9 protein-coding genes are annotated in these 13,516 nt (G+C 73.3%); 5 read left to right on the forward strand and 4 right to left on the reverse strand.

Annotated features, from left to right (window positions below):
• Nucleotides 1–116 precede the first annotated feature (116 nt).
• Both H7H31_RS26310 and H7H31_RS26315 read right to left on the reverse strand, forming a co-directional pair.
• Entirely contained in the window at nt 117–851 is a 735-nt protein-coding gene (locus tag H7H31_RS26310) for a GntR family transcriptional regulator (protein ID WP_187062160.1), read from the reverse strand.
• Nucleotides 852–1,037: 186 nt separating this feature from the next.
• Nucleotides 1,038–3,035 carry a collagenase gene (locus H7H31_RS26315; RefSeq protein ID WP_187062161.1) on the reverse strand — a complete coding sequence of 666 codons (1,998 nt, stop codon included), beginning with the start codon at nt 3,033–3,035 and terminating at the stop codon, nt 1,038–1,040.
• 364 nt (nt 3,036–3,399) lie between these two features.
• Here H7H31_RS26315 and glnA point away from each other — a divergent pair, with 364 nt between their 5' ends.
• From glnA to H7H31_RS26340, 5 genes are all read left to right on the forward strand, one after another.
• Nucleotides 3,400–4,761: a type I glutamate--ammonia ligase gene (gene glnA, locus H7H31_RS26320; protein ID WP_187062162.1), complete on the forward strand. Its 1,362-nt coding sequence runs from the start codon at nt 3,400–3,402 to the stop codon at nt 4,759–4,761.
• Nucleotides 4,762–5,199: 438 nt separating this feature from the next.
• Entirely contained in the window at nt 5,200–5,490 is a 291-nt protein-coding gene (locus H7H31_RS26325; protein ID WP_187118103.1) for a WGxxGxxG family protein, read from the forward strand.
• 191 nt (nt 5,491–5,681) lie between these two features.
• The gene (locus tag H7H31_RS26330; RefSeq protein WP_187062169.1) at nt 5,682–5,825 is read left to right on the forward strand and encodes a hypothetical protein; all 144 of its coding nucleotides are present in this window, start codon (nt 5,682–5,684) and stop codon (nt 5,823–5,825) included.
• A 230-nt stretch (nt 5,826–6,055) separates the two neighbouring features.
• Nucleotides 6,056–7,315 carry a serine hydrolase domain-containing protein gene (locus tag H7H31_RS26335; RefSeq protein ID WP_187062164.1) on the forward strand — a complete coding sequence of 420 codons (1,260 nt, stop codon included), beginning with the start codon at nt 6,056–6,058 and terminating at the stop codon, nt 7,313–7,315.
• Nucleotides 7,316–7,808: 493 nt separating this feature from the next.
• Entirely contained in the window at nt 7,809–11,096 is a 3,288-nt protein-coding gene (locus H7H31_RS26340; RefSeq protein ID WP_187062165.1) for a bifunctional [glutamine synthetase] adenylyltransferase/[glutamine synthetase]-adenylyl-L-tyrosine phosphorylase, read from the forward strand.
• Between the two features lie 34 nt (nt 11,097–11,130).
• Here H7H31_RS26340 and H7H31_RS26345 read toward each other — a convergent pair whose 3' ends face one another.
• The gene (locus tag H7H31_RS26345) at nt 11,131–12,165 is read right to left on the reverse strand and encodes a phosphatase PAP2 family protein (RefSeq protein ID WP_187062166.1); all 1,035 of its coding nucleotides are present in this window, start codon (nt 12,163–12,165) and stop codon (nt 11,131–11,133) included.
• An 86-nt stretch (nt 12,166–12,251) separates the two neighbouring features.
• Nucleotides 12,252–13,337, reverse strand: coding sequence for a LacI family DNA-binding transcriptional regulator (locus H7H31_RS26350; protein ID WP_187062167.1), 1,086 nt, complete (start codon nt 13,335–13,337; stop codon nt 12,252–12,254).
• Between the last annotated feature and the right edge of the window lie 179 nt (nt 13,338–13,516).

Raw genomic sequence — 13,516 nt, forward strand, 5'->3', positions numbered from 1 at the left:
GCCAGCTTACCCCCGTGGGGTATGACCGCAGGAGGCTGGGTCGCGGGCCGCGCACCGCCGCCCGCCGCCACGCGACCACCCGCGCACCCGCGTACGCCGTGCACCCGCCCGCACGCCTACTCCGCCCCGCCTCTGTCTCCGTCCCCGCGCTCATCCCCGTCCCCGTCCCCGTCGCCGTCCTCGCCCTTGACCGGTGAGGACCACAGCGAGCGGACGTGGCCCAGGTGGCGGCGCATGCACTCCTGGGCACCTGCGGCGTCGCCCGCGATCATCAGGTCGAGGAGTTCCAGGTGCTCCTCGGCCGAGGCGATCAGCTCCCCGTTGCGGTCGAGCCGGGCGAGGCCGAACAGCCGGGCCCGTTTGCGCAGGTCGCCGACGACCTCCACCAGGCGGACGTTGCCGGCCAGGCCCACGAGCTGGAGGTGGAACCTGCGGTCCGCCTCCAGGTAGCCGATCAGGTCGTGCCGGCCGGCGGCGGCCACGATCTCCTGGGCCACCGGGCGCATCGACTCCAGGTCCTCCACGGAGACCGTGCGGGTCACCCGCCCGATGGTGGGCACCTCGATCAACTCGCGGATCTCGCTGTACTCGTCGAGGTCGCGGTCGGACAACTCGGTGATCCGAAAGCCCTTGTTGCGGACCGGCTCCACCATGCCCTCGCGGGCCAGGGCGAGCATGGCCTCGCGGACTGGCGTCGCCGAGACGCCCAGTTCGGCGGCGAGCGCCGGGGCGGAGTACACGGTCCCGGCCTGGAGTTCGCCGGCGATCATGGCGGCGCGCAGGGCGTTCGCCACCTGGTCGCGCAGCCGCTCCTGGACCAAGATCAGATTGCGTTGCCGCAGGTCAGCCACGTGGGCCTCCGTCCTAGGTTCGGCCCGGAGAGTATAACTTCACATGTCATCAAGCCTTCGGCCCAACCGGTAGCACCCACGGCGTGAGGGGCCGCCGCCCCCGGCCCGAGTGGGGTCCGGGCCGGGGGCGGCGGGGCGTGGCGGCGAGGCCGGCTTTGTGGGTGGCCGGGTCCCGCGGGGCGTGCGTCAGGCCGTCCTGGCGCAGCCGCCGGCCGCGCACTCGGTCAACCAGGCGTCCCAGTCGGCGTCGTAGTCGCTGCCGATGGTCCGCGTGAGGTGCTGCCGCGCGGCCCGCCAGTCGCCCGCGCGGTAGTGCCCGAGCACCGTGTCCACGTCGTCGCGGTGGCGTTCGAGCAGGTAGCGCACGGCGAGGTAGCCCCAGCGGTAGACGCGGGTGGTGTCGGCGTTCTCGTACGTGGTGTCGAAGAGCGTGCTCAGCGGGTAGGTGTGCTTGCCGGCCTCGGCGGCGGCCTCCTCGTAGGGCAGGCCGCGGTAGGAGTACGAGACGTACTCGGCGAAACCCTCGATCCACCACACGGTCGGCGTGCTGACCCCGGCCGCGAAGTCGCCGTGCATGTTGAACCGGCCATCGAGGTAGTGGGTGTACTCGTGGTTGAGGTTCCAGATCGCGAAGTCGGGCCGCAGCCACTCCGCCTCGTAGGCGATGAACCGAGGCTTGTTGCCCTCCGCCGACGGGTCGCCCTCCAGGTACATGCCGCCGTTGTTGGTGTCGATGCCGAAGATCGCGCCGGCGTACGTCTGGTAGTCGGTGCTGGAGTCGAAGGCGGTGACCTCGATGGTCTCGTTGTGGTCGTCGGCGACCGGGCCGCTGTCCCGCGCGATGTCGTGGAAGAAGGCGTCCTGGCCGGTCAGGCTGGCGCAGGTGGCGGCCAACTGCTCCGCGTTGATCTCCTGCGCGCGGATGTCGATGCTCGGCCCGCACGCGTGCCGCACCGGCAGCGCCGCCTCGGTCAGCCGCTCGGGCAGGTCGCAGGTGCCGTACGTGGCGCAGTTGGCCCCGTCGTACGCTGCGATCATCTCGGCGACGCCGACCCACAGCGGGGCCGTGCGGCCGGTGATCTCACTGCGTCGCAGCAACCCCCTGGCCAGCGGGGTGACCTCGGGCCGCAGCGCGGCGTGCTGGAGGAAGCGGCCGAGTTCGCGCCCGGCGTTCGAGGTCAGATAGCTCTGCTCGCCGCCGAGCAGGTCCAGGTGCTGCGCGGCGAAGTCGGAGAGCGTGCGCAGGATGCTCGGGTCCCGCTCGACGGCGCTCACGAACTCGGGCACCTGGTGACCGCGGAAGAGCACGGTGTACACGTTGTTGACCGCGTTGAGCATCCACCAGGAGTCGTCGTACGAGGCGTCGTACCCCTCCAACAGCCGCTTGACCACCGGCAGGTAGCGGGCGTTCTCCTCGGCGCTGTCGATCAGGGTGACGGCCTCGGCCAGGGTCTCGCCGTTGGCGTCCGTGACGTCGCCCGCGTGCGCGGAGTCGAAGAACGCGTCGAGGCCGCCCTGGATCGCCGCGCGCAGCGCCGGCCCGTACTCACCGACGTCGTCCGGGTTGTACCAGTGGACGAAGTACCCGGCCCGCAGGAACAGCACGATCTGTGGCATGCCGGTCGAGCCGTCGCCCGGGTAGTCGGCGGAGCCGGCGCGCAACGCGTCGGCCACGGTGACCATCTGCTCCTCGCGGAAGGCGCCGCGCGCGTCGGCGCCGGTGAGGTTGAAGAGGGTGTTGACGCAGTCCGGGGCCGCGCCCCTGACCTTCTCGACCAGGGCCGCGCCCGTGTTGCCGGTGAAGTCGCCGACGTCGCACGCCGCGCGCGTCCTCCCGCGTGCCGGGGGGCGGCGCTGCTCGGGGGAGAGCGTGTCGGGCGCGACGGGCATGTCGTAGTCCTGCCGCAGCGCGTCCCGGTCGGCCGACAGGGGCGGGCGCTGGTCGAGCGGGGTCCGCGCGTCGCGTACGTGCTCGGCCTCGACGGGCCGCGCGGCGGACGGCGCCGGCCCGAGCGGCCCCGCGCCGTCCGGGCCCTGCGCGGTGGTGGGCGCGGCGCTGGGCGTGGGGGGCGCGGCGGCGGGGGCCGCCTGGCTCGGGGCAGCGAGCAGCCCGCCGCCGAGGCACAGGGATATGGCCAGGGCCGCCAGTGGGCCGGTGCGCCGTCGCACCGGGGTCCTTCTCATCGCAGATGCCTCCTGTGGGGGTGGAGTGGCCGTGCGCGGGGCGCACGGGAAGCGCACCTCGTCGTGTCATGAACACGTACGGGGCGTGTGCCATGTAAAATTTCACACGTCACCTCACGCAGGGAAGAGTCGAGCGCGAACGAGTTCCCCGGGCGTGTTCCGGCCCGCGCCGGGCACCCGCGCGCGACGTGAGAGGGGGCCGGCCCGCCGGGCGCGGGCCCGGTCCCACGCCAACGCGCACGCGCCGGCGCGAAGCGCCGGCACGGATGCGAAACTCAACGGAAACCCGGTGGCGTGATACTGAGGTGTCACCGGATCTGCCAAGCACCCCAGAGCAGCCGTCTGACCTGCGAGGATAGGTACTATGGATAAGCAGCAGGAGTTCGTGCTCCGCACGCTCGAAGAGCGCGACATCCGCTTCGTACGGCTGTGGTTCACCGATGTGCTCGGCTTCCTCAAGTCCGTCGCGGTCGCTCCCGCCGAGTTGGAGCAGGCGTTTGACGAGGGCATCGGCTTCGACGGCTCCGCCATCGAGGGCTTCGCCCGGGTCTACGAGTCGGACATGATCGCGAAGCCAGATCCGGCCACCTTCCAGATCCTGCCCTGGCGCGCCGAGGCCCCCGGCACCGCGCGCATGTTCTGCGACATCCTGATGCCGGACGGCTCCCCGTCCTACGCCGACCCGCGCTACGTCCTCAAGCGCATCCTCGCGAAGACCTCCGACCTCGGCTTCACCTTCTACACCCACCCCGAGATCGAGTTCTTCCTGCTGAAGAACAAGCCCGTCGACGGCACCCGCCCGGTGCCCGCCGACTCCTCCGGTTACTTCGACCACACCCCGCAGAACGTCGGCATGGACTTCCGCCGCCAGGCGATCACCATGCTCGAGTCCATGGGCATCTCGGTCGAGTTCTCCCACCACGAGGGCGCGCCGGGCCAGCAGGAGATCGACCTGCGCTACGCCGACGCGCTGTCCACCGCCGACAACGTCATGACCTTCCGCCTCGTGATGAAGCAGGTCGCGCTGGAACAGGGCGTGCAGGCCACGTTCATGCCCAAGCCGTTCTCGGAGCACCCCGGCTCCGGCATGCACACCCACCTCTCCCTCTTCGAGGGCGACCGCAACGCCTTCCACGAGTCCGGCGCCGAGTACCAACTCTCCAAGGTGGGCCGCTCCTTCATCGCCGGGCTGCTCCGGCACGCCGCGGAGACCTCGGCCGTCACCAACCAGTGGGTCAACTCCTACAAGCGCATCTGGGGCGGCTCCCAGCGCACCGCCGGCGCCGGCGGCGAGGCCCCCTCGTACATCTGCTGGGGCCACAACAACCGCTCCGCGCTCATCCGGGTGCCGATGTACAAGCCGGGCAAGACCGGCTCCACACGCGTCGAGGTCCGCTCCATCGACTCCGGCGCCAACCCCTATCTGACGTACGCGGTGCTGCTCGCCGCCGGCCTCAAGGGCATCGAGGAGGGCTACGAGCTGCCGGCCGGCGCCGACGACGACGTGTGGGCGCTCTCCGACTCCGAGCGGCGCGCCATGGGCATCGAGCCGCTGCCGCAGAACCTCGGCGAGGCGATCGCCCTCATGGAGCGCAGCGAACTGGTCGCCGAGACGCTGGGCGAGCACGTCTTCGACTTCTTCCTGCGCAACAAGAAGCAGGAGTGGGAGGAGTACCGCTCCGAGGTGACCGCCTTCGAACTGCGCAACCTGCTCCCGGTGTTGTAGGGGCTGGTCAGCGGCACAGGGAACGCCAAGCGGGCGGGCCGTCTCGCTCGGCGGAGGCGGCCCGCCCGCAGTCATGATCAGTTCTGGGCCGTCCAGGGGCCGGCCGTCGAGCCCGGACGCCCCCCGGCACGCCTTGTCCGTGGTGACGCGGGCCCGCCCCTCACCGCTCGCAAGCAGGTGGGTACAGGACCGCGGGGCGAACCCGGTGCGTCGCCGCCCGCGGGCTGGTTGGGGCGTGTGTGGGGTGGGGTGAGTGGTGGACGAGGGCACTCCACTGGGTCACCCATTCGGCCGTACGGCCCCTGCTGGGCGCAGCGCCCGGGAGAGGGGCTCCACCGCCCTTCAGCGGGAGTTGTCGCGCCTGCCTGAGTTGCGCGCCTCTCCGAAGCCGTTCCTATGGGGAGCAAGGCCCACCTTTGGGTTATCCAAGGAGGAACTATGCGTCGCATGACTATCGGTGCTCTCCTGACCGCCGCTCTCCTCGCGGGACCCGCTGCGGTCACGGCGGAAGCGCAGACACCGGTGGTGGCCCAGGCGGCCACCGTGCAGGCCACCCAGAGTCAAGCGCAGGGTGATGACAAGGACGACGACAACGGAGGCTGGGGCCTTTGGGGTCTCGCCGGCCTTCTGGGTCTGCTCGGCCTCATCCCGCGTCGGAACAAGACTCACGACACGGGAACCCGTCGCGGCACAGGGACCGGTGGCGCGCACCCGAATGATCGTCTCTGAGTCAGACGCACGTCAGGACTGTCCTGCGGGTGACATCAGTGTCTGACACCGACAAGGGCGAACCGAACCGACTGACGACGTCTCTCCGCGTACCGCCCTTACCAGGTGGCTCAGGTCGGTTACGGCGGCGCCAAACCGCCCCCGTAACCGACCTGATGAGGACGCGGCCACAGGGTCGAATCCGTCAGTCAATGGTGTCGAGGTCCCCGGCCGGCGCGGTCGGGGACCTCGGTCGGTACGGGTCTTCCTTCCCGCGCGACAGGAAGCAGGAGTGCGAGGAGCACCGCTCCGAGGTGACCGCCTTCCAACTGCGCGAACGGCTGCCGGCGTTGTAGGGGCTGGTCGGGCGGGCCCTCCGGGCGGTGGGCCGCCTTTCGGCCGGCGCCGTCTCCCTCTGTCCCCTCCGTTCCCTCTGTTCCGCACGTTCCTCGACGCCCTCGGCTCGCGACGGGTGGCGGGCGTACCGAAAAACGCATACGCCCGCGATATGCGTCGCCGGCTTCGATGGGCGCGTGGACCGCCGCGCACCTGTGGGCGGTCCGTCGATCAGGAATGGAACGTGATCATGGACTCGGATTCCGTACGCGGCATCGACCGGCGGAAGCTGCTCGGATGGGGCGGGTTGACGGCCGCCGGGGTGGCGGCGGGCGGCGCGCAGTTAGTTGGTGCCCGGCCCGGCCACGCCGCCCCGGCCGCGACCGACCCCGACGCCATTCCGCCGGACGCCCGGCCCGGCGGGGCCTACGACCGGTATGTGGCGAAGCTGGCCGCCGAGGACAAGTTCTCCGGCGTGGTGCTGCTGTCGCACCGGGGCCGCACGGTGCTCTCGCGCAGTTACGGCATGGCGGACAAGGAGAAGGGCGTACGCAACCACGAGGGGGTCGCGTTCAACCTCTCGTCGGCGGGCAAACCGTTCGGGGCGGTGGCCATCCTGCAACTCGCGCAACAGGGCAAGCTACGCCTCTCGGACCCGGTGGGCGCGCACCTGACGGGCTTCCCCACGGAGATCGCCGAACAGGTCACCATCCACCACCTGCTCTCCGGCACCTCCGGCTTGAACACCCCGGAGGAGGACCTGGAGCGGATCTTCCAGAGCAGGGACGAGGTGCGCGAGTACTACGAGCGGTGGGCCCGCCAGGCCAAGCTGATGTCCGCCCCCGGCACCCCCACCGACCACGCCGGCGCCGAGGTCGCCATCCCCGCGCTGATCGTCGAGGCCGTGTCGGGCACGACGTACTGGGACTACGTCGAGGAGAACGTCTTCCGGCGGTGCGGCATGACCGGCACCGCGTTCTACACCCGGCCGCAGTGGCTGACCGACAAGCACATCGCGCACTCGTACATGCGGGTGGCGGACGGCAGCCGGGTGGACGCCGTCCGCAATCTGGACAAGGGCAGCCCTGACCCGTACCAGTTGGGCAAGAACCCGGCGCGCAGCTTCATCGACTTCCCCGGCGACGGCGGCTTCGCCACCGCGCCGGACCTGGTCCGCTTCGCGCACGGGCTGCGCGACGGCACGCTCCTCGACCGGCACTACGCCGAGCTGTTCTTCGGCCCCAAGGTCCCCCTTGCCCCCCAGGGCGGCGGTCTGGCCCGCAAGGCCCACAGGTCCGTCCCCGCGGACGCGGCCTTCGGGACCTACATGATGCCCGTCAGCCTCACCAACGGGCAGTGGGTGAACGGCCGCGCCGGCGTCAACCCCGGCAGCTTCGCCAGTTGGAACATCTATCCCGACACCGGCTGGGTCGGCGTCATCCTCGGCAACTCCGACGACGTGCCCTTCTTTGACGTGGTCCAGCGAGAGGTGGAACTCCTCACCGGCTGACGCGGCGACACCGGCTGACGCGGCCCGCCCCGCGCCCCGGCGGCCCGGCCGCGCCACCCGCCCCCTGAGCGGCGGCTCGACGTACACGTACCCCGTACGGCACCCGGTGTAGGGCAGCCGCGCAGGGCAGCCGTGTACGGCACACCGAGCCTCCCGCCCGCGCCCCGTTCACCCCACAGGCCACGCACATCACGCACGCCACGCACGTCACGTACGCCCCGCGACCACGGCCCCGGGCACGCCGCCCCGCGTGTCACCCCGCACGCCGTCCCCGTCCCCACCCCCGCGCGCGGGCCGGAGACAGTCGGTCTCCGGCCCGCGGCACCCCGTGCCGTGCGGGTATAGGGCACAGTGGACACGGCCGCCCGCGCCGGCGGGCCCCCGCTGGGCAGGTACTAAGCTCCCTCGCGGACCAGGGCGAGCGGTCGTGGCCAGGGCGCCGCGCCGTAGGCGCCGGCACCGGGTGACGACCGCGCGGAAAGGCGGGTACGCCGTGCTGCAAGGGCGACGGGACAGCCGGTTCGGCCGGCTGCTGCGCAATGGATTCACCGACCCCGCGGCGGCCGAGCGGCTGCTCGACGCGCCGGAGCTCGCCGCCGTGCGGGCCGATCCGGTGCTGCTCGACGCGCTGGGCGTCACCGCCGACCCCAACCTGGCCCTGATGGGCCTGGTGCGGCTGGCGGAGGCGCTGCCGGAGGACGAGCGGCAGACGCTGCTCACCACGGTCACCACGGCCAAGCCGCTGCGCGACCGGCTGCTCGGGGTGCTCGGCGCGTCCGAGGCGCTCGGCGACCACCTCGCCCGGCACCCCGACGACTGGCGCTCGCTGGCCACCTACGAATCCGCCGACCTGCATCCGAGCATCCCCGAGTTCGAGCAGGCCCTGACGCACGGCGTGTGGGGCGATCCGGCGGGCGAGCTGAGCAAGCCCGACGCGCTGCGCGCCGCCTACCGCAGGTGCCTGCTCGGCATAGCGGCCCGCGACGTGTGCGGCACCACCGGCGTGGCGCAGACCGCGGCCGAACTCGCCGACCTGGCCACCGCGACCCTCCGTACCGCCCTGCGGATCGCCGCCGAGGAGGCGCCCGAGGACGCCGCCGCGTGCCGGCTGGCCGTGATCGGGATGGGCAAGTGCGGCGGGCGCGAGCTGAACTACGTCTCCGACGTGGACGTCATCTTCGTGGCCGAGGCGCCGCACCGCCCCGCCACCGCGAGCCCCGACGCGTCCGGCGATCCGGCGCCCCCCGGGTCCCGGCGCTCCGGCGCGGCGGCCGACGACGAGTCGGCCGCGCTGCGCGCCGCCACCCGGCTCGCCGCCCGCCTGGTACGTATCTGCGGCGACGTCACCGCCGAGGGCACCATCTGGCCGGTGGACGCCAACCTGCGCCCGGAGGGCCGCAACGGGCCCCTGGTGCGCACCCTCGCCAGCCACCTCGCCTACTACCAGCGGTGGGCCAAGACCTGGGAGTTCCAGGCGCTGCTCAAGGCCCGCCCGGTGGCCGGGGACGCCGCGCTCGGGCAGGCGTACGTGGACGCGCTGGCCCCGCTCGTGTGGCAGGCCGCCGAGCGCGAGAACTTCGTCGCCGACGTCCAGCAGATGCGCCGCCGGGTCGTGGAGAACATCCCGGCGGCCCAGGTGGACCGGGAGATCAAGCTGGGCCCGGGCGGCCTGCGGGACGTCGAGTTCGCGGTGCAGTTGCTGCAACTCGTGCACGGCCGCAGCGACGCCTCGCTGCGCAGCGGCAGCACGCTGGACGCCCTCGCCGCGCTGGCCGCCGGCGGCTACGTGGGGCGCGCGGACGCCGCCGCGCTCGACGACGCGTACCGCTTCCTGCGCACCATGGAGCACCACATCCAGCTCTACAAGCTGCGCCGCACCCACCTGGTCCCCGAGGACGAGGCGGACCTGCGGCGCCTCGGCCGCTCGCTGTCGCGACCCTTCGACTGGCCGCGCACCGAGCCGGTGACCCGGCTGCGACAGGAGTGGAAGCGGCACGCGCGCGAGGTGCGCCGGCTGCACGAGAAGCTGTTCTACCGGCCGCTGCTCGACGCCGTCGCCCAGCTCGAACCGGGCGAGACCCGGCTCAGCACCAAGGCCGCGGGGCAGCGCCTGGAAGCGCTGGGGTACGCCGACCCGGTCGGCGCGCTGCGCCACCTGGAGGCGCTGGCCTCGGGCGTCACCCGCAAGGCCGCCATCCAGCGCACCCTGCTGCCGGTGCTGCTCGGCTGGTTCGCCGACTCCGCCGACCCGGACGCGGGCCTGCTGGGCTTCCGCAAGGTCTCCGACGCGCTCGGCAAGACGCCCTGGTACCTGCGGCTGCTGCGGGACGAGGGCGCCGCGGCCGAGAACCTGGCCCGCGTCCTGTCCGCCGGCCGGCTCGCCCCCGACCTGCTGCTACGCGCCCCGGAGGCGGTCGCGCTGCTCGGCGACCCGCAGGGGCTGCGCCCGCGCACCCGGGCCCACCTGGAACAGGAGGTGCTCGCCGCCGTCAGCCGCGCCGACGGGCCCGAACAGGCGGTCGCGGCGGCGCGCGGCGTGCGCCGGCGCGAGCTGTTCCGCACCGCGGCGGCCGACCTCATCGGCGCCTTCGCCCCCTACCACGAGCACCCGGGCCACCCCGGGTACGCCGGCGGCACCACGGCAGCGGCGGGGGCCGCGACCGGGAGCGGCGCCGGGGGGACGGGGCCCGCCGCGACCGGGCCGCTGCCCAGCGCGCCGCTGCCGGCGCGCGGCGGCTCGGGCGAGCCGGCGGCGCACGGCCCCGGCGCGGCGGCCGGCGGCGAACCACCGGCCGGGCTGGACGCGGGCGCCGCGGCCGACGCCGTCGGCGCTGCCCTCTCCGACCTCAACGCGGCCACCATCGCCGGCGCGCTGCGCGCGGCCGTGCGCGACACCTGGGGCGAGACCCTGCCCACCCGGTTCGCGGTCATCGGCATGGGCCGCTTCGGCGGCCACGAGTTGAACTACGGCTCCGACGCGGACGTGCTCTTCGTCCACGAGCCGCGCCCCGGCGTCGACGAGCAGGAGGCGGCCCGGGCCGCGTTCGCCGTCGCCAACGAGATGCGCCGGCTGCTCCAGCTCCCCACCGCCGACCCGCCCCTGCTCATCGACGCCGACCTGCGCCCGGAGGGCAAGTCGGGACCGCTGGTGCGCACCCTCGCCTCGTACGCCGCGTACTACCGGCGCTGGGCGAAGGTGTGGGAGAGCCAGGCCCTGCTGCGGGCGGAGCCGGTCGCGGGCGACGCCGACCTGGGGGAGCGGTTCATCGAGCTGATCGACCCGCTGCGGTACCCCGTCGACGGCCTCGGCGAGGACGCCGTACGGGAGATCCGCCGGCTCAAGGCGCGGATGGAGACCGAGCGGCTGCCGCGCGGCGCCGACCCCACCACCCACACCAAGCTCGGCCGGGGCGGCCTGTCCGACGTGGAGTGGACCGTGCAGCTCCTCCAGTTGCGGCACGCCTGGGCGGAACCCGGGCTGCGCACCACCCGCACCCGGCCCGCGCTGGCCGCCGCGCACGCCATCGGCCTGATCGACACCGACGACGCGCAGACCCTGGACGAGGCGTGGGTGCTGGCCACCCGGGTGCGGAACGCGGTGATGCTGGTACGCGGCCGGCCGGGCGACACCTTCCCCGCCGACGGCCGCGAGCTGGCCGCCGTCGGCCGCTACCTCGGCTACGAGCCGGGACACGTCGGCGAGATGGTGGACGACTACCGCCGCACGACCCGGCGTGCCCGTGGGGTGATGGAGCGGCTGTTCTACGACTACCCGGGCTGATCCGCCGGGCCCGGGCCTCGTCCGGGCCGGCCGGTCAGGAGCGGCGCGTCGCGGAGCCGGGGCGGCCGGCCGTCGGGCCGCCGGTGGCGGCGGGGTCCGCGTCGGCGGTCTCCGCCGGGCCCGACGCGAGCGGGGTGGCCGGCGCGGGGGCGGCCTCCGGGGCGGCGGCGCGGTCCGCCGCCGGTGGCTGGGCGGTCCGGCCGGGGACGGAGCGCCGCGCGACGGGGCTCGCGATGTGCCGAGGCAGCCGGTACGGCGAGGCCGCGTACCACAGCGCGGCGACCGCGAAGCCGAACGACAGACAGATCAGCCCGCCGACGGCGTCGAGCCAGAAGTGGTTGGCGGTGGCGACGATCACCACCAGCGTGGCCACCGGGTACAGCACGCCGAGCGTCTTGACCCAGCGCGGCCGGGCCAGCGCGGCGATGGTGATCCCGCACCAGGTCGACCAGCCGATGTGCATCGAGGGCATGGCCGCGTACTGGTTGGACACCTCGGCCAGGTTCCCCGAGGCCAGCGAGCCCCAGGTGCGGTGGACCAGCACGGTGTCGATGAAGTCCATGTCCGGCATCAGCCGGGGCGGGGCCAGCGGGAAGAAGAAGAAGCCGACCAGGGCCACGCCGGTGGTGGCGAACAACACCAGGCGGATCGCCGCGTACCGCCCGGGATGCCAGCGGTAGAGCCACACCAGGACGCCGATCGTCACCACGAAGTGGAGCGTGGCGTAGTAGTAGTTCATGCCGACGATCAGCCAGGTGACCGAGTCGACGCCGTGGTTCACGCCGCGCTCCACGGCCAGCCCGAGGGACTGCTCGGCGTCCCAGATCCAGTGGGCGTTGCGCAGCGCGGTGTCCTTGTGCGCCGGCACCGCGTTGCGGATCAGCGAGTACGTCCAGTAGCTCACCGCGATGAGCAGGATCTCGAACCACAGCCGGGGCCTGCGGGGCACGCGGAGCCGGGCCAGACGGGTGCGCGCGACCGGCGGACCGGCCTCTTCCGCGCGCTCCTCGATGGGTGGCGGGAGAGCTGCCGTCCGGCCTTCCGGAGTCCTCGAAATCGCTTCACCCATAGAAGAACAGTCTGCCAGACTTGTCTGCTCGGCAGATCACCCGCACGTCGGGTATCCGCCTCACCCGAGGGGCGGACATCCGCCCCTCACGCCCCCTGGGCGGGGCGCGTGGGGGCGGCCGGTGTGGCGCCCGGCGCGGAAGCGGTCGACTCCCGTACGACCAGCTCGGGCAGGAACACGAACTCGCTGTACAGCGGGGCCGAGGCGGCGCTCGCCGCGTCCGCCGAGTGCGCCCCGCCGATCTCCTCCAGCAGGGCCCGCACCGCCGCCTGGCCCATGGCGCGTACGGGCTTGCGCACCGTGGTCAGCGGCGGGTCGGTGAAGGCGATCAGGGGCGAGTCGTCGAAGCCGATGACGGACACGTCCCGTGGCACCCGCAGGCCGCGCTCGCGGGCGGCCCGCACCGCGCCGAGGGCCATCGTGTCGCTCGCGCACACCACCGCCGTACAGCCCCGCTCGAGCAGCGCGCCGCCGGCCGCCCGGCCGCCCTCCAGGGTGTAGAGCGAGTGCTCGATCAGCTCCGCGCACGCCTCGGGCGCGACGTCGAGCCGCTGCCGCATGCCGCGCTGGAACCCCTCGATCTTGCGCTGGACCGGTACGAACCGCGCGGGCCCGAGCGCGAGGCCGATCCGGTGGTGCCCGAGCGCGGCCAAGTGGGTGACGGCCAGCTCCATCGCGGCCCGGTCGTCGGGCGAGATGAAGGGCGCGCGCACCTGGGGCGCGTAGCCGTCCACCAGCACGAAGGGCATGCCAACGGCGCGTAGGCGCGCGTAGCGGCGCACGTCGGCGGTGGTGTCCGCATGCAGCCCGGAAACCACGATGATGCCGGCCACGCCCCGGTCTACCAGCATCTCGGTCAGCTCGTCCTCGGTCGGACCGCCCGGCGTCTGGGTGGCCAGCACCGGCGCGTACCCCTGCCGGGTCAGGGCCTGCCCGATGACCTGGGCGAGGGCGGGGAAGATCGGGTTCTCCAGCTCGGGCGTGATCAGCCCGACGAGCCCGGTGCCGCGCCGGCGCAGGCGCAGGGGACGTTCGTAGCCGAGCGCGTCGAGCGCGGCGAGTACGGAGGCGCGAGTGGCCGTGGCCACGCCGGGCTTCTCGTTCAGCACCCGGCTCACGGTGGCTTCACTGACCCCCGCCTGGGCTGCGATGTCGGCGAGCCGTGCGGTCATGGAGTGGGACCCTACCGGTCGCCCGCCGCCCTGCCCACCGTGGCCGGGACGGGCCCGGCCACCGCCCGCGCGCCACCACGGCCGGGCGTCGGGCGAGCGGCGCGCGGCGGGTGCGTGTCAGTGGAGAAGCCCGCTCTTGCAAGAGTTTGCAGCCGCTGGTCGGCGCGGTGCGAGAGTGG

The sequence above is a fragment of the Streptomyces buecherae genome, assembly GCF_014295035.1.
Classification (GTDB): Bacteria; Actinomycetota; Actinomycetes; order Streptomycetales; family Streptomycetaceae; genus Streptomyces; species Streptomyces youssoufiensis.

Excerpts from the sequence above, each read along its gene's own strand:
- H7H31_RS26350 (WP_187062167.1), bottom strand. The coding sequence starts at position 13,337 with ATGACCGCACGGCTCGCCGACATCGCAGCCCAGGCGGGGGTCAGTGAA.
- H7H31_RS26345 (WP_187062166.1), bottom strand. The coding sequence starts at position 12,165 with ATGGGTGAAGCGATTTCGAGGACTCCGGAAGGCCGGACGGCAGCTCTC.
- H7H31_RS26330 (WP_187062169.1), top strand. The coding sequence starts at position 5,682 with ATGGTGTCGAGGTCCCCGGCCGGCGCGGTCGGGGACCTCGGTCGGTAC.
- H7H31_RS26325 (WP_187118103.1), top strand. The coding sequence starts at position 5,200 with ATGCGTCGCATGACTATCGGTGCTCTCCTGACCGCCGCTCTCCTCGCG.
- H7H31_RS26315 (WP_187062161.1), bottom strand. The coding sequence starts at position 3,035 with ATGAGAAGGACCCCGGTGCGACGGCGCACCGGCCCACTGGCGGCCCTG.
- glnA (WP_187062162.1), top strand. The coding sequence starts at position 3,400 with ATGGATAAGCAGCAGGAGTTCGTGCTCCGCACGCTCGAAGAGCGCGAC.
- H7H31_RS26335 (WP_187062164.1), top strand. The coding sequence starts at position 6,056 with ATGGACTCGGATTCCGTACGCGGCATCGACCGGCGGAAGCTGCTCGGA.